General features: G+C 65.3%; 21 protein-coding genes. 10 read left to right on the top strand and 11 right to left on the bottom strand.

The features are described 5' to 3' along the window. Positions 1–5: 5 nt before the first annotated feature. The 3 genes from J2X92_RS06845 to arsC are packed head-to-tail and all read right to left on the bottom strand — an operon-like array spanning position 6 to position 2,521. Entirely contained in the window at positions 6–1,343 is a 1,338-nt protein-coding gene (locus tag J2X92_RS06845; protein WP_307574446.1) for an NUDIX hydrolase, read from the bottom strand. A 25-nt stretch (positions 1,344–1,368) separates the two neighbouring features. Continuing rightward, positions 1,369–2,106 (bottom strand): arsenical resistance protein ArsH, encoded by a 738-nt coding sequence (gene arsH, locus J2X92_RS06840; protein ID WP_307574445.1) that lies wholly within the window; start codon positions 2,104–2,106, stop codon positions 1,369–1,371. After that, positions 2,072–2,521, bottom strand: a complete 450-nt coding sequence (gene arsC, locus J2X92_RS06835) for an arsenate reductase (glutaredoxin) (RefSeq protein WP_307574444.1) — start codon at positions 2,519–2,521, stop codon at positions 2,072–2,074. Before arsC ends, arsH begins: the two co-directional genes overlap by 35 nt. A gap of 29 nt (positions 2,522–2,550) precedes the next feature. On the opposite strand from arsC, the gene J2X92_RS06830 reads away from it, so the two are divergent. From J2X92_RS06830 to J2X92_RS06815, 4 genes are all read left to right on the top strand, one after another. Next, entirely contained in the window at positions 2,551–2,874 is a 324-nt protein-coding gene (locus tag J2X92_RS06830; protein WP_307574443.1) for an ArsR/SmtB family transcription factor, read from the top strand. 71 nt (positions 2,875–2,945) lie between these two features. After that, positions 2,946–4,034, top strand: a complete 1,089-nt coding sequence (arsB, locus tag J2X92_RS06825; protein ID WP_307574442.1) for an ACR3 family arsenite efflux transporter — start codon at positions 2,946–2,948, stop codon at positions 4,032–4,034. A gap of 118 nt (positions 4,035–4,152) precedes the next feature. Beyond that, the gene (locus tag J2X92_RS06820; protein WP_307574440.1) at positions 4,153–4,935 is read left to right on the top strand and encodes an exodeoxyribonuclease III; all 783 of its coding nucleotides are present in this window, start codon (positions 4,153–4,155) and stop codon (positions 4,933–4,935) included. A 189-nt stretch (positions 4,936–5,124) separates the two neighbouring features. Beyond that, entirely contained in the window at positions 5,125–5,811 is a 687-nt protein-coding gene (locus tag J2X92_RS06815; protein ID WP_307574438.1) for an EAL domain-containing protein, read from the top strand. Between the two features lie 33 nt (positions 5,812–5,844). On the opposite strand, the gene J2X92_RS06810 is transcribed toward J2X92_RS06815, so the two are convergent. From J2X92_RS06810 to J2X92_RS06800, 3 genes are all read right to left on the bottom strand, one after another. Further along, positions 5,845–7,752, bottom strand: a complete 1,908-nt coding sequence (locus J2X92_RS06810; RefSeq protein WP_307574437.1) for a GspE/PulE family protein — start codon at positions 7,750–7,752, stop codon at positions 5,845–5,847. A gap of 132 nt (positions 7,753–7,884) precedes the next feature. Next, the gene (locus tag J2X92_RS06805) at positions 7,885–10,968 is read right to left on the bottom strand and encodes a sensor domain-containing diguanylate cyclase (protein WP_307574436.1); all 3,084 of its coding nucleotides are present in this window, start codon (positions 10,966–10,968) and stop codon (positions 7,885–7,887) included. A 111-nt stretch (positions 10,969–11,079) separates the two neighbouring features. Next, positions 11,080–12,744 carry an alpha-amylase family protein gene (locus tag J2X92_RS06800; RefSeq protein ID WP_307574434.1) on the bottom strand — a complete coding sequence of 555 codons (1,665 nt, stop codon included), beginning with the start codon at positions 12,742–12,744 and terminating at the stop codon, positions 11,080–11,082. Positions 12,745–12,802: 58 nt separating this feature from the next. Here J2X92_RS06800 and J2X92_RS06795 point away from each other — a divergent pair, with 58 nt between their 5' ends. After that, complete coding sequence (locus tag J2X92_RS06795) at positions 12,803–14,413, top strand: alpha-amylase family glycosyl hydrolase (RefSeq protein ID WP_307574433.1); 1,611 nt, start codon at positions 12,803–12,805, stop codon at positions 14,411–14,413. Positions 14,414–14,441: 28 nt separating this feature from the next. Here J2X92_RS06795 and J2X92_RS06790 read toward each other — a convergent pair whose 3' ends face one another. The 5 genes from J2X92_RS06790 to J2X92_RS06770 form a co-directional block, all read right to left on the bottom strand. Then, a complete protein-coding gene (locus tag J2X92_RS06790; protein WP_307574432.1) occupies positions 14,442–15,788 on the bottom strand; it encodes an erythromycin esterase family protein in 1,347 nt (448 codons plus the stop codon). Positions 15,789–15,800: 12 nt separating this feature from the next. Then, on the bottom strand, positions 15,801–16,466 hold the full coding sequence (locus J2X92_RS06785; protein WP_307574430.1) for a phosphoribosyltransferase: 666 nt from the start codon (positions 16,464–16,466) through the stop codon (positions 15,801–15,803). A 123-nt stretch (positions 16,467–16,589) separates the two neighbouring features. Then, positions 16,590–16,928 carry a hypothetical protein gene (locus J2X92_RS06780; RefSeq protein WP_307574429.1) on the bottom strand — a complete coding sequence of 113 codons (339 nt, stop codon included), beginning with the start codon at positions 16,926–16,928 and terminating at the stop codon, positions 16,590–16,592. Between the two features lie 64 nt (positions 16,929–16,992). Continuing rightward, on the bottom strand, positions 16,993–17,406 hold the full coding sequence (locus J2X92_RS06775) for an Hsp20/alpha crystallin family protein (RefSeq protein ID WP_307574427.1): 414 nt from the start codon (positions 17,404–17,406) through the stop codon (positions 16,993–16,995). A 26-nt stretch (positions 17,407–17,432) separates the two neighbouring features. Beyond that, positions 17,433–17,870 (bottom strand): Hsp20/alpha crystallin family protein, encoded by a 438-nt coding sequence (locus J2X92_RS06770; protein ID WP_307574425.1) that lies wholly within the window; start codon positions 17,868–17,870, stop codon positions 17,433–17,435. 271 nt (positions 17,871–18,141) lie between these two features. Here J2X92_RS06770 and J2X92_RS06765 point away from each other — a divergent pair, with 271 nt between their 5' ends. From J2X92_RS06765 to treS, 5 genes are all read left to right on the top strand, one after another. Then, positions 18,142–18,489: a hypothetical protein gene (locus J2X92_RS06765; protein ID WP_307574423.1), complete on the top strand. Its 348-nt coding sequence runs from the start codon at positions 18,142–18,144 to the stop codon at positions 18,487–18,489. Between the two features lie 114 nt (positions 18,490–18,603). After that, positions 18,604–18,915 (top strand): hypothetical protein, encoded by a 312-nt coding sequence (locus tag J2X92_RS06760; RefSeq protein ID WP_307574422.1) that lies wholly within the window; start codon positions 18,604–18,606, stop codon positions 18,913–18,915. A 202-nt stretch (positions 18,916–19,117) separates the two neighbouring features. Beyond that, positions 19,118–21,010 (top strand): 1,4-alpha-glucan branching protein GlgB, encoded by a 1,893-nt coding sequence (gene glgB / locus J2X92_RS06755; RefSeq protein ID WP_307574738.1) that lies wholly within the window; start codon positions 19,118–19,120, stop codon positions 21,008–21,010. Then, positions 21,007–23,058, top strand: coding sequence for an alpha-1,4-glucan--maltose-1-phosphate maltosyltransferase (locus tag J2X92_RS06750; RefSeq protein ID WP_307574421.1), 2,052 nt, complete (start codon positions 21,007–21,009; stop codon positions 23,056–23,058). The genes glgB and J2X92_RS06750 overlap by 4 nt, the downstream gene beginning before the upstream one ends. 10 nt (positions 23,059–23,068) lie before the next feature. Next, entirely contained in the window at positions 23,069–26,401 is a 3,333-nt protein-coding gene (gene treS, locus J2X92_RS06745) for a maltose alpha-D-glucosyltransferase (RefSeq protein WP_307574420.1), read from the top strand. Positions 26,402–26,431 lie beyond the last annotated feature (30 nt).

Genomic DNA, 26,431 nt, shown 5'->3' with positions numbered 1-26,431 from the left:
CGCTGTCAGCCGATCCGGCGGAAGATGAAGCCGCTGGCCGGTGCGATCCATTCGACCTCGATGCTTGTGTGCGCCGCCGGCATTCCGGCAGTGCCAGTGAAGAGGAAGCGTTCCTCGGCCAGCAGAAATTGTCGCGCGGCCGAGCCATTGTCCGCGGGCCTTGAGTGCAGGGCGTGCAGCGTGGAGCCACCCATGTCGAGGGTCTCCCCAGGTTCAGGCCACAGCACCGTGGCATCCGGCCATGCGGACGATCGGAGCTGTTCGAGCGCGGCGGCCGCTTCTTCAGTGCGCGCTGCGGTCGAGAGCAGCCAGCGCACGCGACCCGGAGCCGCCTCGCTTTGCGCCGAGCCAGGCGGTGCAGGGTCGATCAATGCCCACTGTCCGCCGTCGCTGCCGACGAAGTAGCTGTGCGGCAAACCTGCCTCGCCCGCCACGCGGCGGATGCGTGCCGACAGCTGCGTGACCAGGCCGGCTTCGAGCGCATAGCGCGCATCGCCGCGGCCATCGGGATCGAGGCGGCCGATCTCCTCATAGGCCGCCTCGTCGATGTTCACCGCGCGCCGACCTGCAGGTCCGTCGGCCAGGCGCGGCATGTTCAGCGGAATGCCGGAGAGGGCGCGCGCATGGGCCATGCAATGTTCGGCACTGTCGAAAGCAGCCAACTGCTCAAGCGTGCGCCGCGTCACATTCATCAGCTTGAGACCGCGCGCGGGGTCTACCGCCTCAGCTGGCTTGAGCCACGAGTGAGCCACGATCTCCCGCCCGTCGGGCTTCACGTCCTGGGCGGGAGGCATCCGTGCGATGAAGAAACGGGTGTCGAAGCGGCGCGGCATGCCGGGCGGCGTCAGCCAGTGGCTGAAGTAGGCCAGCCGGTCCATCGCCAGAAGCCAGCCTTGCGCTTCGCACATGGCAAGCAGCGCATCGGTGCCTTGCTCGGCCGCATGGCGCATGGCCTCGAGCCGACCGTCGGGCAACCTGTCGAGTTCGACCAGGCGGTCTTCGCTGTCGCTCGCGAAAAGGATGCCGGCTTCCTCGAAGCATTCGCGCACCGCGGCGGCGTAGTAATCCAGGCCGCCATCAGGCAGGCCCAGGCGCGTGCTTGCCGCGCCGTCGTCCAACCCCTTGCACATCAGGTGCAGGCTGCGGTCGTGCGTGTCCACCACGCCGCCCGGGAACACGCTGGCGCCGCTGTTCTGGTCGTCGGCTTTTTCGGCGCGGCGCAGCAGCAGCACCTCCATGCCGCGGTCGCTGTCGCGCAAGAGAATCAGACTGGCTGCGGTGCGGATGGGGCGCAGCACGGACGATGGCGGGGCCGGCGCGGCCGCCTGAGGCTTGGCGTTCATGGGCGCCGATTGTCGGGCCAAAGCCTCAGATGGCGCGCTGGTTCACCCGCTTCGAAAGCTGCTCGGCGCTTTCCTTGCGCTCGCTGTAGCGGTCGACAAGGTAGTCGGCGGCGCCGCGCGTGAGCAGGGTGAACTTCACGAGCTCTTCCATCACGTCGACCACCCGCTCGTAGTACGAGGAGGGCTTCATGCGGCCGGCTTCGTCGAACTCGAGGAAGGCCTTTGCGACCGACGACTGGTTGGGAATGGTCAGCATGCGCATCCAGCGCCCGAGCACGCGCAGCTGGTTCACCGCATTGAACGACTGCGATCCGCCCGACACCTGCATGACGGCGAGCGTCTTGCCCTGCGTCGGCCGTACGGCGCCCACGCTGAGCGGGATCCAGTCGATCTGCGCCTTCATGATGCCGGTCATCGAGCCGTGGCGCTCGGGCGAGCACCACACCATGCCCTCGGCCCATTGCGCGAGTGTGCGCAGCTCCTGCACCTTGGGATGATCGTCGGGTGCGCTGTCCGGCAGCGGCAGGCCGGCGGGATCGAAGATGCGCGTTTCGCCGCCCATGGCTTCGAGCAAGCGCGCGGCTTCTTCGGTCAAGAGGCGGCTGTAGGAACGTTCGCGCAGCGAACCGTAGAGCAGCAGGAAGCGCGGTGCATGGCGCGGCGATGTCGCGCTGGCCAGTCGCTCGGACGAGGGCCGGTCGAACTGCTCGGCGTCGATGTTGGGGAGTTCACGCAGCGCGATGGACACGGCGGCCCTCCGCATCAATGACGGCTTCGCCGTCTTCCTTGGTGAACGCGCCTTGTTGCGGCGAGGGCAGGATGTCGAGCACTTCTTCGGAAGGGCGGCACAGCCGCGTGCCCAGGGGCGTGACCACGATGGGCCGGTTGATTAGGATCGGATGCGCGAGCATGAAGTCGATTAGCTGCTCGTCGGTCCACTTCGCATCGTCCAGGCCGAGCTCTTCATACGGCGTGCCCTTCTTGCGCAGCAGCGTGCGCGGTGCCATGTTCATTGCGGCAAGCAGCTCGCGCAGCGTCTCCTTGCTGGGCGGCGTCTTCAGGTATTCGATGACCTGCGGCTCTTCGCCGCTGTTGCGGATCAGCGCCAGCGTGTTGCGCGAAGTGCCGCACGCCGGGTTGTGAAAGATGGTGATGGAAGAAGAGGGCTGTGTTTGCATTCTTGCAATTATGCAACTATTATTGAAATATGGAAGAACAAGACATCGTCAGATCCCTCGCAGCGTTGGCCCAGCCCGTACGCCTGCAGGTCTTTCGCGCGCTGGTGGTGGCGGGACCAGCGGGCCTTACGCCCGGCGCGCTTGTCGAAGCGCTCGACGTGCAGGCCACCAGCCTGTCGTTTCACCTGAAGGAGCTCACCCATTCGGGGCTGGTGACGCAGGAGCGCAGCGGCCGCAACCTGATCTACCGGGCTGCGTTCGAACGGATGAATGCGCTCGTCGGCTACCTCACCGAAAACTGCTGCCAGGGCGAGGCGTGCCTACCGCACGCAGCGCAGGCTTGTGCATGCTGAATTAACGAAAAAATGAAGCAACTGCGTATCCATCCAAAGGCCCAGGTCGCCATGGCGAGGCCGCTTCTTTCATGAGCTCCAATCCCGCCGCCGTGGTGCCGTCCACATCTTCCGCACCGCCCCCCGCCATCGGCTTCTTCGAACGCTATCTCACGATCTGGGTCGCGCTGTGCATCGTGGCCGGCATTGCGCTCGGCCAGTGGCTGCCCGGCGTGTTCCGCGGCATTGCATCGCTGGAGGTGGCCAAGGTCAACGTGCCGGTGGGCATGCTCATCTGGGTGATGATCATTCCGATGCTGCTGAAGATCGACTTTGCGGCGCTCGGGCAGGTGAAGGCGCATTGGCGCGGCATTGGCGTCACGCTCTTCATCAACTGGGCCGTCAAGCCTTTCTCGATGGCGCTGCTCGGCTGGATCTTCATTCGTCACGTGTTCGCGCCGCTGCTGCCGCCGTCACAGCTGGACAGCTACATCGCGGGCCTGATCCTGCTGGCCGCGGCGCCGTGCACGGCGATGGTGTTCGTGTGGAGCCAGCTGTGCAAGGGCGATCCGTACTTCACGTTGTCGCAGGTGGCGCTCAACGACGCGATCATGGTGGTGGCCTTCGCGCCCGTGGTTGCGCTCTTGCTCGGGCTGTCGTCGATCACGGTGCCGTGGGACACGCTGCTGACCTCGGTGGGCCTGTACATCGTGGTGCCGGTGATCATTGCGCAGCTGCTGCGAAGGCAGCTGCTCAAGAAGGGCACGGCGCACTTCCAGGCGGTTGCCGCGCGGCTGGGGCCATGGTCGATCTCGGCGCTCTTGCTCACGCTGGTGCTGCTGTTCGCCTTCCAGGGCGAAGCGATCCTGCGGCAGCCGCTGGTGATTGCGCTGCTCGCGGTGCCCATCTTGATCCAGGTGTTCCTGAACTCGGGGCTGGCGTATGTGCTCAACCGCAAGTTGGGCGTGGCGCACTGCGTGGCGGGCCCGTCGGCGCTGATCGGCGCCAGCAACTTCTTCGAGCTGGCGGTGGCCACGGCCATCAGTTTGTTCGGCTTCCAGTCGGGCGCTGCACTGGCCACGGTGGTGGGGGTGCTGATCGAAGTGCCTGTGATGCTGCTGGTGGTCGCGGTGGTCAACCGGTCGCAGGGCTGGTACGAAAAAGGCGCCAAGGCGGCCTGACGCCACGGGTGATTGGCGGCCGCGGGCCGATGCGCCTCAGGGCATGTTCTCCGACATGGCCGGTGCGGCTTCAAGGCCATGATCAGGACTCTCGATTCTCTTCTTCGATGCAGAGTCCATGAAGATTGCGACCTTCAACGTCAACGGCGTGAACAGCCGGTTGCCGCGCCTCCTGGAGTGGCTGGCCGAGTCCCGCCCCGACGTGGCATGCCTGCAGGAACTCAAGTCGCCCGACATAGGCTTTCCCGCGGCCGCGATCCGCGAAGCGGGCTACGGCGTGGTGTTCCATGGGCAGCGCTCGTGGAACGGCGTGGCCATTCTGGCGCGCGGAAGCGAGCCGATCGAAACGGGCCGTGGCCTCGACGGCAATTCCGAAGACAGCCAGAGCCGCTACATCGAAGCGGTGGTGAACGGGGTGATCGTCGGTTGCCTGTACCTGCCCAACGGCAACCCGCAGCCCGGGCCCAAGTTCGACTACAAGCTCGAATGGTTCGAGCGGCTCAACGCCCATGCAGCGCGCCTCTTCCGCTGCGGCCTGCCGGTGGTGCTGGCCGGCGACTTCAACGTGGTGCCGACCGACGCCGACATCTACAACCCGGCCTCATGGCGGGACGATGCGTTGCTGCAGCCCGAAAGCCGCGCCGCCTTTGCGCGCCTCCTGGCGCAGGGCTGGACCGACGCCATCCGCACCCGCCACCCCAGCGAGGCGATCTATACCTATTGGGACTACTGGCGGAACCGGTGGCCGCGCAATGCGGGCCTGCGCATCGACCATCTGCTGCTCAACGACGAACTCGCGCCCTTCCTGGTCGATGCGAACGTCGACCGCGAGGTGCGCGGCCGGCCCGGCGCAAGCGACCATGCGCCGACCTGGGTCGACCTGGCGCTGCCCGCAAGCTGAGTTTTTGGGGCAGAAAATGGGCAACTGGCGCGTAAAAACGACGGATCGCCGGAATCGGTGACATACCGGTTACATTTGAATACTGTGCACTATTCAATTACCCTGGCCCATTCCTGAGGATCCATTCCTGTGATTACCGGAGCAACGGCCAATGCCACCATTCCTCGGGGTTACGACTCCGGGTTTGTCATGGCCTTTCAGCCAATCGTGGATTTCGAGCGGCGGGAAGTCTTTGCGCATGAAGCGCTGGTGCGGGGCGCCTTGGGGGAGGGCGCGCTGGAGGTTTTCTCGCGCGTGACCCCGCAGAACCGGTTCGCGTTTCATGAGGCTTGCCGCGTTAAGGCCATTGAAACCGCATCCGCCCTGGGCATGGAATCGAAGCTCAGCCTCAACATCATGCCCAACGACGTGGCCGGGCAGACCGAGTGCTTTCATACCGCCATGGCGGCCGCCGAGCGTTGCAACTTTCCCGTCCATCGGCTGATGTTCGAGATTACCGAAGGCGAACGCGTGGCCGACCTGCCGGGTTTGGCGGCTGCCTTCCGCACCTACAAGGGCTACGGCTTTACCTCGGCCATCGACGATTTCGGCGCCGCCTATGCGGGCTTCGAACTGCTTGCGGGGTTCCAGCCCGACGTGGTGAAGATCGACATGGGCCTGGTGCGCAACATCCACAATGACCCGGTGCGGCTCAGCATCGTGCGGGGCTTTGTCGGCACCTGCCTGGAGCTCGGCATCCGTGCCGTGGCGGAAGGCGTCGAGTCTTCCGACGAAGTGCATGCGCTCCAGTCGCTGGGCGTGGAACTCTTCCAGGGCTACCTGTTCGCACGTCCCGCCATCGCCACGCTGCCGGCGGTGGCGTGGGATGCCGCCTGAGCGGGGTATCGCCCGGCGCGTTCCGGCGCCAACTCACATGTTGCTGGTGGCCCGGACCTCTTCAATGGTGGTCTTGCCCGCAAGCACCTTGTCGATGCCGTCCTGGCGCAGGGTGCGCATGCCTTCCTGCATGGCCGCTTCCTGCAGTTCCTCGGCGCGGGCGCCGTTCTGGACCAGTCGGCGCAGCGTCCTGGAGATCATCATCAGTTCGTGAATGCCGACGCGGCCGTTGAAGCCAGAACTGTCGCAGTGCGGGCATCCGGTGCTGGTGAAGACTTGCAGCTGGCCATCGCGGCCGTATTGGCCGAGCCATTTCTTACGCACCGCCTCGCGTTCGTCCGGCATGGCCTCGTGCGCGGCGAATGAATGCATGTAGTCGGACAGCAGTTCTTCGACTTCTTCGTCACGCATGGGCCGGCTCTGGACGCAACGTTCGCAGAGGCGGCGCACCAGCCGCTGCGCCAGCACCGCCAAGAGTGAATCGGCGAAATTGAACGGGTCCATGCCCATGTCCAAGAGCCGCGTCACGGTTTCAGGCGCGCTGTTGGTGTGCAGCGTCGACAGCACGAGGTGGCCGGTGAGCGAAGCCTCGATGGCTGTCTTGGCGGTTTCCTCGTCGCGGATTTCGCCGACCATGATCACGTCGGGATCGGCTCGCACGAAGGCCCGCAGCGCCTTGGCAAAGGTCCAGTCGATGCGCGGATTGACCTGCACCTGGCGCAGGCCCGGCTGGGTGATTTCGATCGGGTCTTCGGCCGTCCAGATCTTTCGCTCGGGCGTGTTGATGTGCATCAGCGCCGAGTGCAGCGTGGTGGTCTTGCCCGACCCCGTAGGGCCCACGCACAGCACCATGCCGTAGGGACGCTCGATCGCCTGCGTCAACTGCGCCAGGTTTCGCTCGGAGAGGCCAAGCTGCTTCAGCGCCAGGGGTTGCGCCGAGGCAAGGATACGCATCACCACGTCTTCGAGGCCGTTGGCGGTGGGAATGGTGGCCACGCGCAGCTCGATGCGGTGCTGCGGCGAATACTTGGCGAAGTTGATCTTGCCGTCCTGCGGCTTGCGCCTCTCGCTGATGTCCAGGTCGCACATGATCTTGATGCGCGCCACCACCACGTTGCGGTAGGTGGCCGGCAGCTCCAGGTGGGTGCGCAGCCGCCCGTCCTTACGAAACCGGATGCGGGTCTTCTCCTGTCCCGGATAGCTTTCGATGTGGATGTCCGACGCGCCTTCGCGGTGTGCGTCGATGATCATGCTGTTGATCATCCGCACCAGCGAGTTGTCCGACTGTTCGATGGGCGCCTCTTCGATCGTGGTCGGTCGCTCTTGCCGCTCTTGCCGCTCTTCCTTCTCCAGGGTGACCAGCAGTTCGCTGGTGTCCGCCGTGTCGAACTCGAGCGGCCGCGAGGGATCGTGGACGATGGTGGGGTCGGGCGTGTCCTGCCCGAGCTTTCCGTAAGCCTTGTAGAGCACGGTGTCCAGCACCAGGCACTCCCCGATCACCGGCACCACCTTCATCTGCGTGATGAACTCCACCTCGTCGATCGCGGCCAGGCGGCTGGCTGGATCGTCGAGCGCAAGAATGAGGCGCCCCTCGTGGATCATGAGCGGCATGACCTGCAGGCGCCGCGCCGCGCCGTGGGTGATGGTTCGCAGGGCGTCCACGGCCACCGGGAACACGTGCAGGTTGACGAGCGGATAGCCCATCTTGCGCACCAGCGCCGTCTGCAGCTGGGCCCGCGTGACCACACCCATGCGCACCAGGGTTTCGCCGAGCGGCACGCTCCGATCGAGCTTCTGCTGCTCCAGCCCCGCACGCAGCTGCTCCTCGGTGAGCACGCCGAGCGCCATCAGCGCCTGGCCGATGCGCAGGATCGGCATGCGGCTTTGAACCTCCAGCGCATGCAGCAATTGCTCGGGCGTGACGACTTCGGTGGGGGACATGAATGGATCTCCTGTGGGGTGATTCTGAGGGGGCCGGACGGCCTTGTCAGCAAAGGCGCGCCGGCGGCGCAGTGCGGGCGCAACGCAGCACTACGAAAGTATTCAGAACGACCTGGGCGCGGCTGAGGCGCGTCAATCGGAAAAGCCGAAGGTGTTGCGGCCCGACGACTTGGCGCGGTAAAGGGCTGCGTCGGCGCGCGCCAGCAGGTCGGCGTCGGTGACGGCCGTGTCGGTCGGCTGGTGAAACGCAATGCCGATACTGGTGGTGACCCTGAGGCTCTGGCCATCGAGTTCAAAAGGCGAGGTGCCGATCTGGCTGACGATCTTGCGAGCCACGCTCACTGCGGCTTCGCGCGTGTGGACGTTTTCCAGCACCACCACGAACTCGTCGCCGGCAAGGCGGGCCACCGTGTCGGTGCTCCGCACGCTGGCCAGCAGGCGCTTCGCATACTCGACCAGCACACCGTCGCCGGTCGCATGGCCGAAGGTGTCGTTGATGGTCTTGAAGCGGTCGATGTCCAGGAACAGCACCGCCAGCGCATTGCCCGAGCGCTGGGCGCGGGCCAGGGCGCTCGGCAGGTATTCGTTAAAGGCGAGCCGGTTCGAAAGCCCGGTGAGCGGGTCGAGCCGCGCCAGGTCGATCAGCTGGCGCTCCACCGCTTTCAAGGCGCTGATGTCCAGGCTGAGCGAGAAGATCCCGCGCGTGACGCCGTCGGGACCGATGTCCGGCACGTAGCTCACGCGGGTCGTGCGGTCGAAATCCTTGGTTCGGGTCTTGGCCTCGAACTCCACGCGCTCTCCGGCCAGCGCACGCGCGATCATGGCCTTGCGCGAAAGATAAAGTTCTTCGCCCGCTACCTCGCTCACATGGCGGCCCAGCAGCCGGGCGGGATCCAAGCCCATCCACTCGCGGTAGGTCGCATTGGCAAAGGTGATCTTTTCGTCGCGGTCGATGTAGGTGATGAGCGCCGGCAGGTTGTCGGTGATGGTGCGCAGGCGCATTTCGCTCTCTGCCTGCCGCAGCTCCGCCTGCTTCAAGGCGGTGATGTTGAAGGTCATGAGATAGAAGCCGATGAACTTTCCCTCGGCATCCAGGTCGGGAATCAGGTTGACCTGAAAGTACCCGGTCTTTCCATGGAGCGGCGCCTGCACCGGAAAGCGCACCGACTTGCCCTCGCGCACCAGCGGAAGGTAGGGCCGCTGCTGCCGGTACACCGCCTTGCCCACGGACGAGCGCAGGGTCACGCCGTCCAGCGGGCCGTCGCCAAGGCCGGCCATGCGCCGCGAGCGGCTGTTGGCGAACAGGCAGTTCTCGTTGCTGTCGAAGTAGCCCACCAGTGCCGGAATGCTGTCGGTCACGTCGCGCAGCCGTTTTTCCTGCGCGGTCAAGGCTTTGCGTATGTTCACCTCGTCGGTGATGTCGAAGGTCATGGCGAACACGCCCTGCACCACGCCGTTCGCGTCCTGGTCTGGAATGTAGTGAGCCTTGTAGGTTCGGTCGCCAATGCCCAGCGCCGCGTCGCCGGCTTTCTCGATGACCACCGTTTCGCCAGCCAGCGCGCGCTCATAGGCTGGCTCCACGAGCGAGAAATCAGCCGGACCCCGAACCTCGGGCATCGAGCGGCCGACCATCGCGCGTTCCTTGTGCAGCGCCCTGACCTGGGCGTTGACGAAGGTGTAGCGCAATGACGCATCGACGTGCGACACCAGCGCAGGGATGTTATCCGCGATGATGCGCACCTGCGCTTCGCTGTGCGCCAGGCTGAACTCGATGCGCTTGCGCTCCGTCACGTCCGAGGTCATGGCGTAGTAGCCGCGAACCTGTCCGGCCTTGTTGCGGTCGGGAATGAGCTCGGTCTGGAAGTAGCGGTCTTCCTCGCCGCGGCGCGCATCGCCCCTTCTTTCGAAACTGACGGCCTCGCCGGCCATCACGCGCTGGACGGCGGCCTCCATGGCCTCGTCGTCGTCTCCGAAGCTGCGCGCCTCGCGTCCGATCAGCTGGGCCGCGCCGCGATCGAGCTTTCTGCAAAGCGGAGCGTTCACGAAGGTGTAGCGGCCTTGCGCATCGACGTGCGACACCATCGCGGGCAGGTTGTCGGTGATGTCGCGGAGGAATTTCTCGCTCGACTTGCGCTGCCACATCAGCGTGTCGAAGGTGCGCGCGATGTCGCCGATCTCGTCCTTCGGATAAGTGCGCGGCACGGCGGCTTCGAGCGCGGGGTTGTCCACGTCGAGCATGTGCCGGTGCAGATGCGTGAGCGGCCTGAGTTGCCGGCGCACCAGCGCCAGTGCCAGGGCGCCGGCAAGCGTTGCGAGCACCACCGCGCCCATCCAGGCCGAGCGCTCGATCGCGTCGATCCGGGCAAAGGCCTCCTTGGTGGGATACATGGAGCCCATGACCCAGTTGGTCTCGCGCAGCCGCTTGAAGGCGTACAGGGCGTGCACGCCCGCGTGGTTGACGCCCTCGGCCGCGCCTTCGTAGCCTTCCATCGGACGATCGATCTCGGGATTGCCGACCCCCTTCAGGCCCGTCTGGTTGATGATGCGCTCCGTCGACGGATGGTCGATCACGCTGCCTTCCGTGCTGGTGATGAACAGGTAGCCGGTCTGGCCGAACCTGACGTCGGCGAGCTCGCCCAGGATGTTCCGCTCCCGCAGGTTGATGGCGCCCGAGATCACGTACTTCACGTTGCCGGCCGTGTCCAGCACCGGCTCGGTGAGGGCAATCTGAGCCAAGCCGTTGAGCCGGTTCAGATAAGGATCGGAGAGGACGCCGGTTTTGGACGCGATCGTCTGCTTGAAGTAGGGGCGGTCCGCGATGTTCACCTTGCCGGGCTGCTGCGCGCCGCTGAGGCTCGCGATCAGGTCACCATCGGGCGTGAAGAACGCGACATTGCTGAACGCCTTGCGAAGCGAAGGGTGCTTTTCGATGAAGGCCTGCAAGCTTGCCGCGTCTGCAAAGCCGTTCGTCTTTACGCTGTCGGCAAAGGTCTCGAGCAGCGTGCGCCGGCTGACGAACTTTTGGTCTACCGTGTTCGCAATGGCAGACAGCCGCGCGAATGCTTCGCTTTCGATCGAGCTCTTCATGCTGGTCTTGACCAGCTGCAATGCCACCGTCGCAATAGCGAAGGTGGCCGCCAGGACCACCGCGGCCACGCCGAGACTTAGGCGCGTGTTCAAGCTGATGTGGATGTTCCGGAGACCTGATGAGTTCATTGGCGTGGAAAAAGCAGCGCGATGCGGCCCGCGCTGCGCGCCTAGTGTGTCAGAAGAGGGGGGATGGGTACCTCGCGCAATCCCCCATAACTCGTGGGTTGGCGGGCGGCGTCACATCTCTTCGCGCTTGAGCAGGTAATCCAGAGGGCCGACCCGGAACCACCGGTACCCGTAGGGCTCCAGAAGCATGCAGTGCGTGCCCTTGGAGTTGGCGCGGCTGTGCGCATTGGAGAGCAGGTTGATCAGCTGCCCGCCATGCCGGCCGAACGACTTGGCGTCGAGCTTGATTTCGAGCGGGTCGGCGCGAAAGTTGTGGATGAAGGCCACCGCATTGCCGCGCCATTCGTAGCGGATCACGAGCACGGACTTTTCCACGTGGGGAATCACCTTGAAGTCGCCCCATCCGATTTCCGGCACCTCCTTGCGCATGCGGATCACGCGTTCCATCCAGTTGAGCAGCGAGTCGGGGTCGCGCCGTTGCGCCGCCACGTTCACGTGCTCGAAGCCGTAGGCGCCGCCCGAGATCACCGGAATCACCGGCTTCGACGAGGTGGTGAACCCGCCCTGGCGTTCGGTGGACCACTGCATCGGCGTGCGCGCACAGGTGCGCTCGGGCAGATTGAGGTCGTCGCCCATGCCGATCTCGTCGCCATAGCGCATCACAGGCGTGCCGGGCAGGGTGAGCATGAGGCTGTAGGCGAGCTCGAGCCTGCGCCGGTTGCCGCCGAGCATCGGCGCGAGGCGCCTGCGAATGCCGCGGTCGTACAGCTGCATGTGTTTCTCGGGGCCGAAAGCATCGAACACGCGCTGGCGCTGAGCGGGGCGCAACCGCCCGAGGTCGAGCTCGTCGTGGTTGCGCAGGAACATGCCCCACTGCGATGTAGCGGGCCGCTCCCTGGTGGACTCCAGCGCCTTGGCCAGCGGCCGCGTGTCGCCAGCGGCCATGGCATAGAACAGGTTCTGGTTAACCGGAAAGTTGAACATCATGTGCAGCCGCTCGCCCTCGTCGCCGAAGTAGGCCATGTTGGTCTTCGGCAGCACGTTGGCCTCGGCCAGGATGATGGCGTCGCCGCGGCGCCATTGAAGCAGCTCGCGGAACTCCCGCAACATGTCGAATCTTTCGGTCGGGTGCACGACCTTCGGGCCCTTGGCGCCGATCACGAAAGGCACCGCGTCCATGCGGAAGCCCGACACACCCATCTGCGTCCAGAAGCCCATGATCTTGAGGATCTCCGCCTGCACGGCGGGGTTTGCCGTGTTCAGGTCGGGTTGGAATTCGTAGAAGCGGTGAAAGAACCAGCGCCTTGCGATCTTGTCGAATGTCCAAGTCGATTTCTGCACGCCCGGAAAAACCACACCGTCGCTGAAGTGGGGCGGCTTCTTGTCGGACCAGACATACCAGTCGTGGTATTTTGAATTCCGGTCCTTGCGCGCTGCCTGGTACCAGGGGTGCTGGTCCGAGGTGTGATTGACGACAAGGTCCATCAGCACGCGCATGCCGAGCTGTTCGGCCGAATGCGTGAACTCTACGAAGTCGCCGAGCGTGCCGAATCGGGGATCGACGTTGTAATAGTCCGAAACATCGTAGCCGTCGTCACGGCCCGGCGATGGATGGAACGGCATCAGCCAGAGCGTCGTCACTCCCAGGCCGTGAAGGTACTCCAGGCGCCGTGTCAGGCCTTCGAAGTCGCCGCAGCCGTCGCCGTTCGAATCCATGAAGGTTCCCACGGACAGGCAATACACCACGGCGTTCTTGTACCAAAGGTCGTTGATCATGCCGGGGAACCTCCTAAGAATAGGTGCCTCGCAATGCAACAACACGAAAGGAAATTCGATGTCGGCCGATGCTTGGTGGAAGAACGGAATCGTTTATCAGATCTATCCGCGTTCGTTCCAGGACAGTGATGGAGACGGCATCGGCGACTTGCGAGGCATCCAGAGGCGGCTCGATTATCTGGTCGAGCTTGGCGTGGATGCCGTCTGGATTTCGCCGATCTACCCCTCACCAATGGCCGACTTCGGGTACGACATTTCCGACTATTGCAATGTCGACCCGCGCTTTGGCACGCTGGAGGACTTCGATGCGCTTGCGGCCGAGTGCAAGGCGCGCAGCCTGAAACTGGTGCTTGATTTCGTCCCCAACCACACGTCGGACAGGCACCCGTGGTTCGTGCAGAGCCGGGGCTCGCGCAACAACCCCAAGCGCGACTGGTACCTGTGGCGAGACCCCGCGCCCGGCGGTGGACCGCCCAACAACTGGCTCAGCAATTTTGGCGGACCCGCATGGACCTTCGACGAAGTCAGCGGGCAGTATTACTGCCACTCGTTCCTGAAGGAGCAGCCCGATCTCAATTGGCGCAATCCCGAGGTGCGCCAAGCCATGTACGACGTGCTGCGCTTCTGGCTGCGCCGCGGCGTGGACGGCTTTCGCGTCGACGTGCTGTACCACCTCATCAAGGACGTGGAGTTTCGCGACAACCCGCAGAACCCCTCGTTCCAGGTGGGCCAGGATCCTTCGCACCAGCTGCTGCCGCTGTACACCACCGACCGGCCAGAGATGCAGGACATCATCGTGGAGATGCGCCGCGTGGTCGACGAGTTCAGCGACGAGGCTTCCGCGCGCGTTCTGATCGGCGAGCTCTATCTGCCGCTGGAGCGGCTCATGGCCTACTACGGGCGCACCTCCGACGGGCTGCTGCAGGGCGTTCAGCTGCCGTTCAACTTTCAGCTCATTACCGCGCCGTGGCATGCGGCCGACATCGACCGCATCGTGCGCAACTACGAAGCGGCATTGCCGCACGGCGCTGCGCCCAACTGGGTGCTGGGCAACCACGACAAGCCGCGCATCGCGAGCCGTGTCGGGCAGGAGAGGGCGCGGCTCGCGGCCATGCTGCTCCTCACGCTGCGCGGTACGCCCACGCTCTACTACGGCGACGAGATCGGCCTCACCGACGTTCCCATTCCGCCCGATGAAGTCCAAGACCCGTTCGAGAAGAACGAGCCCGGCAAGGGTTTGGGGCGCGACCCGCAGCGCACGCCCATGCAGTGGAGCGGCGCGCACGCCGCCGGCTTCACGGACGGCACGCCCTGGCTGCGCCTGGGCGGCGACTGGGGCATGCGCAACGTCGAGGCGCAGCAGGGCGATTCCGCCTCCATGCTGCAGCTCTACAAGAAGCTGATCGCACTGCGGCGCAACGAGCCCGCGTTGCACGAAGGAAGCCACGAGCAACTCGAAGCGGGTGCCGATGTGCTGGCCTATGCGAGAAGCGCAGGCAAGCGGCGGTTGGTGGTGCTGCTGAACTTCACGACCAGCGAGACCCCCGTGGCCGCGGAACTGCTGCCGGCCGAGACCGTCGTGCTCGTCTCGACCCATGCGGACCGCACCGGCGCATTGAAGGGCGGCCTGGTGCTGCAGCCGCTCGAGGGCGTGATCGTCGCGCAGTAGGAGGCAGAGCTCCCTTTGGGGGGCGCTTCTACTTGCCGGAGGGATAGGTTTCCGGCACCTCGATATCCGGCGCGGCCGCATCGCGCTCCAGCGGATCGACCGCGCGGGTCCGGTCGAAGTGCAGCAGCGCATCGAACTGGACCGGCAAGCGCGCGAAGAAGTAGTGGCTTTGCCGCTCGGTCTCGGGGCGGTAGATGACGCCGATGGCGCGCTCCAGTCGGGGTTCCCGCAGCGCGAAGAAATGGCTTCCTTCGCCGCGCAGGGGCAGCATGAAGCGTTCGAGGCCAGTGTCGTGCATGAGCCCTTCATAGCTGTCGGGCCGCGAGGCGAGAACCTGCTTGCGCTCGGGCGCCGCACCCCAGTCGGACGCCGCCATGACGGTGCCCGTGTGGGTGGTGAAGCCCACCAGCACCGCATCGCGGCCCTGGCGTTCGCGAACCAGCTGGCCGACGTTGAGCTCGCCGCGCTGCTCGCCCATTTCGGTCGCGCGCGCATCGCCCAAATGCGAGTTGTGGGCCCACACCACGATCTTCGGCCGTTCGCTCGTGCGCCACAGGTGGCGCTCCAGTTCGCCCAGCGTCTCGACCATGTGCCGGTCGCGCAGGTTCCATGACGACACGTCGTGGAGGGACATCGAGCGATAGTAGGCCTCTGCGTTCTTCACCAGGCGCGCGTTCTGCTCGGCATTGAATGCCTCTTCCTCGTTGACTGCATTGCCGTTGCGCCAGGCCTCGCCTGAAGCACGGCGCATCTCGACCAGCATGTCGATCACTTCCTGCCGGCATGAATCCGACTTGCCCAGGCCCGCCATCAGCCCGTAGACCTGCCCGCCGTCGCCGAAGCGATCGAAGCAGCCATAACGTTCGCGAGCGCTGCGTGCGGTGTCCGGATCGGTGCGATCGAAGTAGGCCAGCACGGCTTCGATCGAGGCATGCAGGCTGTACAGGTCCAGCCCATAGAAGCCGGTCTTTCCCTGCGCCGGGTTTGCCGCGTTGAAGGCGCGCTGCCACTCGACGAAGCCGGCCACGTCTTCGTTGCGCCACATCCAGGTGGGAAAGCGCCGAAAGCCCGCCAGTGCATCGCGCGCACTGGCGTCTTCGCCGTCGCCGCGCACATAGCGGTTGACCCGGTAGGCATCAGGCCAGTCGCCTTCGATCGCCACGGCGTTGAACCCCTTTTCGGCCAGCAGGCGGCGCGTGATGTCGGCGCGCGCCGCATAGAACTCGTGCGTGCCGTGCGAGGCTTCCCCGAGCAGCACGTAGTGCGCGTCGCCAATAAGGTCGAGCAGGGCGTCATGGTCGCCCGCGGAGCCGTCCATCGGGCGGGCTGCGGCGCGCAATGCGTCGGTCTCTCGTGAAATGCGTGATGGCTGCATCGTTCGTTGTCCTCAGGCGGAGCGCGGGCTGTGGCGGTTCGCGTCGTCGAGCAGGTGGCACACTTCTTCGTCGCTGGTCTGCGAAAAATCCAGGTACCAGCGGCCCACGCCCAGGAAGGGATCGGGCATCTCGGCGCATACCACCTCGTCGGCCTCGCCGCGCAAAAGCTCGCAGGCTTCGGGCGCCGCCACGGGCGCGGCCACCACGACGCGGGCTGGTGACTGCCGGCGCACCGCGCGTACGGCAACGCGCATGGTCGAGCCGGTGGCAAGCCCGTCGTCCACCAGGATGACGGTGCGGCCACCCAAATCGGGCGCGGGCCGTCCGCCGCGGTACACGCGCTCGCGCCGCTCGAGTTCGTATGCTTCGTTGCTCGCTACTTCCTCGACGTCCCGGGTGGAGATGCCGAGCTCGCGCACCAGCATGTCGTCGATGAGCCGTTCACCACCGCTTGCAATGGCGCCCATGGCAAATTCAGGGTTCCACGGCACGCCGAGCTTGCGCACCACCAGGACGTCGAGCGGAGCATGGAGTGCCTTGGCCACTTCATAGGCGACCGGTGTGCCGCCGCGCGGCAAGGCAAGCACCGTCACGTCGCGGCGGCCGGCGAAGAGTCCCAGGCGCTTGGCGAGCGCGCGGCCCGCGTACTTGCGATCGCGGAAAGATTCGAAAGCCATTTCGATGTCCTTGCTCCCACCTTATTTTTGCGGGCGCGAGGGCGTTGTAGGGGGATGCGCACATCGGCGTAGGCATGCGCTGCCACGCGGAGGGCAGGGTGCCGTGCGGGCGCCGGCTTCGCCTCAGGCGCCGCGATGCCTGGGTTCCGGCCGCGCTTGCTGCGCGGCCTGCCAGGCATTGACGATCAGCTCCCGCGCCTTCGGGTGCTCCGGATCGGTCACCACCCATTCGGGATACGCATCCGGCAGGCTGGCGGCGGTGACGCGTATCGCATCGAACTCGACGGGCGAAAGCGGCGCAGTGGCGCTGGCGCGGTGCGCCAGCGTCTTGTGCAGGCCCGCCTTCCATGCGTCCGGCAGGTGCTCGACGGCGGGCAGAAGCGCCAGCGCGATGTGCGCGGCGCGCGGGCTCAGGGCTGCGGCGTCGGCGCGCAGGCGCGCCAGTCGTTCGGTCCCGCTCATCGTTCATCACCTCCGGAGCGCATGTGGCATCACCCAATCAAGCCAATCAGGCAAGTCAGGCCACTCAGGACGCCTGGATCTCAATGCGGCGCGGCTGGGCGTGCTCGGCCTTCGGGATGCGCAGCTTCAACACGCCCTGCTTGAGTTCCGCCGAGATGTTGTCGGTGTCCAGCTCCTTGCTCAGCGTGAACACGCGGCGGAAGCGGCCCAGGCCCACTTCGGTGTGGCTCGACTCGAGCGCCTCGGGCACCGACAGGTCGGACTCCGCTTCGATGGTCAGCGTGTCCGACGCCACGTGCAGGCCGAGCTTGTCGCGCGAGACGCCGGGCAAATCGGCATAGAGCGTGATGCCACCGCTGTCCTCGATCACGTCCACCGGGGGCGTGAGCGCGGCGTCGCTGTAGCGTGTGTCGTCTTCCTTGCCTTTGCGGGCGAGCTGCGCCCGTTCGGAAACGCTAGGCGATGTGTTGGTAGTCATGGTCGTCTCTCCTTTCGTCTCTTGTCTTACTGAACGGTGATGCGGCGCGGCTGCGACGAAGCGCGGCGCTGCACCGAGATCTGCAGCACGCCGTCGCGGTACTTGGCCGTCACGGCATCGGGGTCGGCGTCGTCGGGCAGGGTGAGCACCCTGCGGAACGTTCCCTCGAAGCGTTCGTTGATGTGGATGGCCGCCTTCTCGTCCTCTTGCGGCAGCGCGTTCTCGCGCTTTCCGGCAATGGTGAGAAGGCCGCGCTCAAGGTTGACCTCAAGGCTCGACGGGTCGACGCCCGGCGCAAACGCGTAGATCTCCACCGTTTGCGGCGTGCCGCCGATGTTCAGGGCCGGGAAGCCGTTGCGGCCGAAGCCACGGATGGTCGGAGACAGATCGAAAGCCTGCTGCATCTCGCGCTGCAGGCGATCCATTTCGGCGAACATGTCGCGCGGGAACAGGGATCGATACATGGCGAAAACCTCCATTCAAAACTAAAGTTGAACGGAGCGCCGGAGGCGTCTCCAGCGCTTCCGATAAGCGAAATAGACGCTGGCTGCGCTTTTTCAAGAGGGGTTTTTTCGCGCTTTTTGCGTTGGTCGCGCCGATTGCTTGCGTGCTATGGAACGCGCCTCACGAAGAAAAAAAACCAATCGTCCGGGCTCTTGAAAGCTCGGCCGCCAAACCTATGTCGTTCGTCGTCGAAATCGTCAATCGTCATTCCAAAGCTAAAGGAGATTTGCCATGTCGATGGACCTGCTCAAGCAGATTGCCGCATCCCGCCTGCCCGTGTCTTTTCGGACGCCCAAAGAGATGGACGCAGTCCGGATTCTTCGCCAGGCCGGGCTCGTGATCGCTTTTGTTCCGGCACCGTCTGATCCATTGAAACTGTCTGGCGCCGAGCCCGCGGCGCAGGTGCTGGCCATCACCGAAAAGGGCCGCGAGGAACTGGCCCGCATCCGGTATCCGGGCGAGGCAGAGCAAGCCGGCTCGCGCCACATGGGCCTGAAGAACTGGCTCATCGGTGGGCGTGGCGGACATGGATTGCAGCAAGTCTTACGCGCACGAGGCCACGATTCCCGGCCCTCTTAACGCATGTAGGGCGCATCCTTCTTGAATATGCGCGGAAGTCCATCCCGACGGGGGCGTGGAGCCGCGCTGAATTCGAGTTGCAGATGAACGCGCTCGAAAGATCAGGAGACAGCCATGGATTTTGAAGGGATCTACTGCTTTGACACGGCGACCGTCCGATTCGCCATTTATCCCGACGGCCATGATGGCGCGCGCATCATCGCGCAGATCTCGGAGGAGACCCTGCACGATGTCTTCGACACCAGGAACCTGGGCGACCGCCTGCTCGACACCTGCAGGATGCACTGCGAAGCCCTCAGCGCCGCCGCGCTCCGTCGCTACATGGCCAACCCGCGTGCGCCCATCGTCCTGACCATCGAGGACTTCTCGCCGCGCTTTGCCACCACGCAAGACGCGGCCTCGTCTGAGGCGCCGGTTGCCGCGTAAGTAAAAAAGCCGCATCGCGCCCGGGTTTTGCATACCCCGGTCGCGTGATGGGCAACTCTCCGACACGGCAAGGCGGCTTCAGCCTTAACTGCGGGGGCCGGTTTTTTTGCAAATTGGGCGGTCAGGTCTTGTGAAAGCCGCAAGCGTGCTCCTTTGGGCACCCGGTTCGCTGGCCTTCTGCACGCAAGGAACACCGGTGCCAGTGAACCCGCCGCCAAGAAAGCCAGAAGCACAAGACGCCTACCTGTTCCGAGAAGGAACCCATTCCCGCTTGTACGACCTCCTGGGTTGCCACCCGGATAAAGACGGCGGTGCGCATTTCGCCGTCTGGGCACCCAATGCCGAATCGGTGTCGGTAGTGGGCGACTGGAACTACTGGTCGGGCGAAGCCGATCCGCTTTCGCCATCGCCCGACAGCACGGGCATCTGGCAAGGCCATGTGCCCCACGCGGCGCTGGGCCAGGCCTACAAATACAGAATCCGGTCCCGCTTCGGCGGCTTCGTCGTCGACAAGGCCGACCCTGTGGCGTTCTGTAGTGAGCCGCCGCCCGCCACGGCCTCGCGCATCTGCAAACTTTCTTATGAATGGCAGGACCACGAATGGATGGCTATCCGCGGCGCGCGCAACGCACTGGACGCGCCCATGTCCGTCTACGAGGTGCACCTGGGTTCGTGGCGCCGACGCGATGGCCAGTTCATGAGCTACCGGGAGATCGCGCATGAACTTGCGGCCTACGTGAAGCAGATGGGCTTCACGCACGTCGAGCTCATGCCGGTGACCGAGCATCCGTTCTACGGCTCCTGGGGCTACCAGACCACGGGCTACTTTGCGCCCACCGCGCGCTTCGGTTCGCCGCAGGATTTCATGTACCTGGTCGACCATCTGCACCAGAACGAGATCGGCGTGCTGCTCGACTGGGTGCCCTCGCACTTTCCGACCGACGAGCACGGCCTTGCGTATTTCGACGGCACGCACCTCTACGAGCATGCCGATCCGCGGCAGGGCTTTCATCCGGAGTGGAACTCGAGCATCTTCAACTACGGGCGCGCGGAGGTGCGCAGCTTCCTCGTGTCGTCGGGCCTCTTCTGGCTCGACCGCTACCACCTCGACGGGCTGCGCGTCGATGCCGTCGCGTCGATGCTTTACCTGGACTACGCGCGCAATCACGGTGAATGGATTCCCAACCGCCACGGCGGCCGCGAGAACCTGGAGGCGATCGATTTCCTGCAGACGCTGAACCGCGCCGTGTACCGCGAGCATCCCGACACGATCACCGTGGCCGAGGAGTCGACTGCGTGGCCGCGCGTCTCGCGGCCCACCGACATGGACGGCCTGGGCTTCGGCGAGAAATGGAACATGGGCTGGATGCATGACGTGCTCGCCTACATGAAGGAAGAGCCCATCCATCGCAGGTACCACCACCACAAGATGACGTTCTCGCTGGTCTATGCGTTTCACGAGAACTTCGTGCTGCCGCTTTCGCATGACGAGGTGGTCCACGGCAAGGGCTCGCTGCTGGGCAAGATGCCGGGCGACCCGTGGCAGCAGTTTGCCAATCTGCGCGCGCTGTTCGGTTTCATGTGGGCGCACCCGGGCAAGAAGCTGCTCTTCATGGGCGGCGAGTTCGGGCAGCGGCGCGAATGGACGCACGACGGCGAACTTGAATGGTGGGTGTGCGACCTCGAAGGGCACTCGGGCCTGCAGCGGCTGGTGGCACAACTCAACCGCGTGTACCGCGCCGCGCCCGCGCTTCACCAGCAGGACTTCACCGCCTCGGGTTTCGAGTGGGTCACCGCGGACGATGCCGAGCACAGCGTGTTCGCCTTCTTGCGCAAGGGGCAGGGCGGCCATCCGCCGCTTTTGGTGGTCAGCAACATGACGCCGGTCCCGCGCACCAACTATCTCCTGGGGGTGCCGCAGGGCGGCTTCTGGCACGAACTCATCAACACCGACGCGGTGGAATTCGGCGGTTCGGGCTGGGGCAACCTGGGCGGCGTGGAGTCGGCGCCCGTGCGTTCGCATGGCCGCATGCAGTCGGTGTCCATGACCCTGCCGCCGCTTTCCACGCTGATCCTCGAACACCGGCCATCATGAAAAAACTGTTCGCTACCCCGCAGTCACCCGCAACTTCAAGAATGCCCGAGGTGCGCGACGGCGAACGGCGCGCGGTCATCGACGCCATCTTGCCGTCGGTGGACAACGGCCGCTTTCCGGTCAAGTGCGTGGTGGGAGAAATGGTGCGCGTGAAGGCGCATTGCTTCACCGATGGCCACGACGTGCTGCGCGTGCAGCTGTGCTGGCGGCCGCACGACAAGGCCGAGTTCCGCGAAGTGCCGATGAAGCTGCTGGTCAACGACGTATGGGAGGCTTCCTTCTCGCCGCCCGCACTCGGGCGCTACTACTACACCGCGGTGGCGTGGGTCGATCCCTTCGAATCGTGGCGCAGCGAAATGACGCGCCGCGTGGAGGCCGACGACGTGCGCATCGCGTCGCAGGTGGGCGCATTGGAAGTGGCCGCGGCCGCCGAGCGCGCAGAGGGTGCCGACAGGCAGGCGCTCGCGCGATGGGCGACCGAGCTCGATGCCGTGGCGGCTCATCCGTCGTCCGAGGTGTCGACCCTCAAGGCGCTGGCGCTCGACGAAGAACTGGCCATGCTCGCGCGCCGTCATCCCGACCGCCGCCATCTGGTGCGCTTTCCGGTCGAGCTGCCGCTGGAGGCCGAGCGCGAGCGCGCGCGCTTCAGCACGTGGTACGAACTGTTCCCGCGCTCGGCCAGCCCGACGCCCGGCGTGCACGGCACCTTCAAGGACGTGGAGGCGCGCCTGCCCGCCATCGCGGCCATGGGCTTCGACGTGCTCTACTTTCCGCCGATCCACCCGATCGGCCGCATACAACGCAAGGGGCCCAACAACGCGCTCACCAGTGGGCCCGACGACGTGGGCAGCCCCTGGGCCATTGGCGCGGCGGAGGGCGGGCACAAGTCGATTCTTCCGGCTCTCGGCACTGCCGAAGACTTTCGCCATCTTTATGCGGAGGCCGCGAAGCACGGCCTCGAGATTGCGCTGGACATCGCGTTCCAGTGCGCGCCCGACCATCCCTACGTGAAGGCGCATCCCGACTGGTTTCGCTGGCGGCCGGACGGCAGCGTGCAGTACGCCGAGAACCCGCCCAAGAAATACCAGGACATCTATCCCTTCAACTTCGAGAGCGAGGATTGGCGGGGCCTTTGGGCGGAGCTGCGCAGCGTCATCGAGCATTGGATCGGCGAGGGCGTGCGCATCTTCCGCGTCGACAACCCGCACACCAAGGCCTTTCCGTTCTGGGAATGGGCCATCGGCGAAATCCGGCGCGAGCACCCGGAGGCGATCTTTCTTGCCGAGGCTTTCACCCGGCCAAAGGTGATGCACCGGCTGGCCAAGCTGGGCTTCTCACAGTCGTATACCTACTTCACCTGGCGCAACACCAAGCAGGAGCTCATCGAATATTTCACCGAGCTTTCGACGCCGCCCGGTGTCGACTACTTCAGGCCCAACGTGTGGCCGAACACGCCCGACATCCTGCACGAGCAGCTGCAAGGGGGCGAGGCCTCGGTGTTCATGGCGCGGCTGGTGCTTGCCGCCACGCTGTCCGCCAACTACGGCATCTACGGCCCGGCGTATGAGTTGCGCGAGCACCTGCCGCGTTCGACCGGCAGCGAGGAATACCTCAACTCCGAAAAGTACCAGCTGCGCCACTGGAACCACGACGACCCGGCGAGCCTGGCGCCGTTCATCGCCCGCGTGAACCGCATTCGCCGCGACAACCCGGCGCTGCAATGGGACCGGAGCCTGCGCTTCTTGCCCATCGACAACGACCAGCTGCTGGCCTATGCCAAGACTTCGGAAGGCGGCGACAACGTGATCGTCACGGTGGTCAACCTCGACCCGTACAACGTGCAGACGGGCTGGGTGGAACTCGATCCTGCGAGCGTGGGCGTGGACCCCCTGCGCGGGTTCCAGATGCATGACCTCTTGAGCGGACAGCGGTTCAACTGGCAGGGCGGGCGGCACTACATCCGGCTCGATCCGCACAGCGTGCCCGCGCACATCTTCGTCGTGAGGCGGCGCCATAGCGACGAGCGCGACTTCGACTACTTCCTGTGAGGCCGCGCCCATGAACGCTCCCGTCTCCCACATTGCACTAGAAACGGTCGAAATCGACATCAGCGACGACCCGCTGTGGTACCGCGACGCGGTGATCTACCAGCTCAACGTCAAGGCGTTCTTCGACTCGAACAACGATGGCATGGGCGACTTCAAGGGCGTGACGGCCAAGCTCGACTACGTGAAGGAACTGGGCGTCAACACCATCTGGCTGATGCCGTTCTACCCCTCGCCGCTGCGCGACGACGGGTACGACATTTCGGCCTACGAAGACGTGAACCCGCAGTACGGCACGCTCGACGATTTCCGCGAGATGCTTGACGCCGCGCACGAGCGCGGGCTGCGCGTGATCACCGAGCTGGTCATCAACCACACCTCGAGCGACCACCCCTGGTTCCAGGCCGCGCGCCGTGCGCCCGCCGGCTCGCCCGAGCGCGACTTCTACGTGTGGAGCGATACCGACCAGATCTACCAGGGCACGCGCATCATCTTCACCGACACGGAGACCTCGAACTGGGCCTGGGACCCGGTGGCCAAGGCCTACTACTGGCACCGCTTCTTCAGCCACCAGCCGGACCTGAACTTCGACAACCCCGCTGTGCTGGAAGCCATCTTCAAGGTGATGCGCTTCTGGCTCGACATGGGGGTGGACGGCTTTCGCCTGGACGCGATTCCCTACCTGGTGGAGCGCGACGGCACCAGCAACGAGAACCTGCCCGAGACCCATGCGGTGATCAAGAAGGTGCGCGCCGCCATCGATGCGCAGTACAAGAACCGATTCCTCCTGGCCGAAGCCAACATGTGGCCGGAAGACGTGCGTGAATACTTCGGCGATGGCGACGAGTGCCACATGGCGTACCACTTTCCGCTGATGCCGCGCATGTACATGGCCATTGCACAGGAAGACCGGCACCCCATCGTGGAGATCATGCAGCAGACGCCGGACATTCCCGAGGGCTGCCAGTGGGCGATCTTCCTGCGCAACCACGACGAGCTCACGCTCGAGATGGTGACAAGCAAGGAGCGCGACTACATGTACACCATGTATGCCGCCGACATGCGTGCGCGCATCAACCTGGGCATCCGCCGGCGCCTGGCGCCGCTGATGGAAAACGACATCGACCGCGTGAAGCTCATGAACGGCATGCTGCTTTCGATGCCGGGCTCGCCCATCATCTACTACGGCGACGAGATCGGCATGGGCGATAACGTGTTCGTGGGCGACCGCAACGGCGTGCGCACGCCCATGCAGTGGAGCCCCGACCGCAATGCCGGCTTCTCGCGCGCCGACCCGCAGCGCCTGTACCTGCAGCCCATCATGGACCCGATGTTCGGCTACGAGGCGCTCAACGTGGAGGCGCAGGCGCGCGACAGCAGCTCACTGCTCAACTGGACCAAGCGCATGCTCGCAGTGCGCAAGACCAGCCATGCCTTCGGCCGCGGCAAGCGGCGCTTCCTGAAGCCGGGCAACCGCAAGATCCTGGCCTACCTGAGCGAGTACGGCGACGACATCATCCTGACGGTGTTCAACCTCTCGCGCGCCGCGCAGCCGGTGGAGCTCGACCTGTCAGCGTTCAAGGGCCGCGTGCCCATCGAGATGCTGGGCCGCGCGCCGTTTCCGCCCATTGGCGAACTGCCATACCTGCTCACGTTGGCCTCGTACGGCTTTTACTGGTTCAGGCTCACGTCCGACGCCGAAATGCCAAGCTGGCACCAGGAGGGCGTGGCGCTGCAGGAGTGGCCCACGCTGGTGCTGTTCGACGGCTGGACCAGCTTCTTCCGCGACCGCGTGATGCCGTGGCGCATCGGCATGTCCGAGCGCATGCGCAATCAGTTCGAGCTGGAGACGCTGCCTCGCCACATCGAGATCCAGCGCTGGTATGCGTCGAAGGGCACCACCATCGAACGGGCGCGCCTGGCAGACCACGTCATCTGGGAGGTCGGCCCGCTGAGCTGGATGCTGCCCCTGCTCGAACTCGACGGCCCGCCCGGCGGTGCCACGTATTTCATGCCGCTGGCGCTGGCCTGGGAAGAGCGCGATGAAGAGCGCATGGCCGGCGTTGCGCAGGCGGCGCTCGCCAAGGTGCGGCAGCAGGCGCAGGTGGGGCTGATGGGCGATGCGTTCTACGACGAGGCGTTTTGCCGCGCGCTCTTGCAGGCCATCCGCAGCGGCATGGAACTGGAAACCGCCAACGGGCGGATGCGGTTCCGCGCGACGGCCGCCTTTGCCGCGATGGGCCGCGACATTGCCAGCCTGCCGGTCGGGCGTCCGAGCGGCGTGAGCAGCAACACCGTCGTGACGGTGGACGAGACCCTGTTCCTCAAGGGCTACCGGCACCTGCGCGAAGGCCTCAACCCCGAACTGGAGATGGGTCGCTTCCTGACCGAGGTGGCCAAGTATCCGCACTGCGTGCCGGTGCTGGGCGCGCTCGAATACACCGGCAACGACGGCCGCACCATGACACTGGCGATGGTGCAGTCCTATGTGTCGAACCAGGGCGACGGTTGGGACCACACGCTGGGCTACCTGGAGCGCTTTCTGCGCGATTTCGCCACCACCAGCGGTGCGCTGCCCAACCCCGTTGCGGTGCACGGCGGCTTTCTCGCGCTCATGGCCACGCTGGGCCGGCGCACGGCGGAGCTGCATCAGGCGCTGTCGATGCGCACCGGCGCGGCAGCGTTCGACCCCGAGGCGCTGCTGGCCGAAGACATCGCGCGCTACACCGCGCAGGCAAGGGCCGACGCCAGTGCCACGTTGGGGCTGCTGCGCGAAAGGGTTGGTCAGCTGCCGGCCGCGGCACAGCCCGATGCGCAGGCACTGCTTGCAATGGAAGACGCGCTGCTGGCGGCGGTCGACGCGCGCAAGCCACGGGCGCAGGGCGCCATCAAGAGCCGTTACCACGGTGACTTCCACCTGGGCCAAGTGCTGCTGCGGGACAACGATTTCGTGATCATCGATTTCGAGGGCGAACCGGCCCGCGGCTTCGACGAGCGCCGGGCCAAGGGATCGCCGCTGCGCGACGTGGCCGGCATGCTGCGCTCGTTTAACTACGCGCGATGGTCGGCCCTCCGGCGTGTGGCCCAAAGCGCGGAAGAAGCTGCCTACCTCGCGCCGGCCGCGGCCGGCTGGGAGCAGGCCGCACGCCAGGCCTTCATGGACGGCTATACAGGGGTGTTTGGCGAGGAGAGTGGCGCGGCGCGCATCGACACCGAACTGCTCGCGCTGTTCGAGCTCGAGAAGGCGCTGTACGAGCTTCGCTACGAACTCAACAACCGCGCCGACTGGGCACAGGTGCCGTTGAACGGCGTGCTCGCGATCTTGCAGGCGGAGCGGCCCGGTTGATGCTTGCACCGCATCCACCGCTTTCGTTTG

This window comes from Variovorax paradoxus, assembly GCF_030811855.1.
GTDB lineage: Bacteria > Pseudomonadota > Gammaproteobacteria > Burkholderiales > Burkholderiaceae_C > Variovorax > Variovorax paradoxus_L.
Note: the sequence above shows the minus strand (reverse complement) of the source record. Positions and strands in the feature narration are given on the sequence as shown.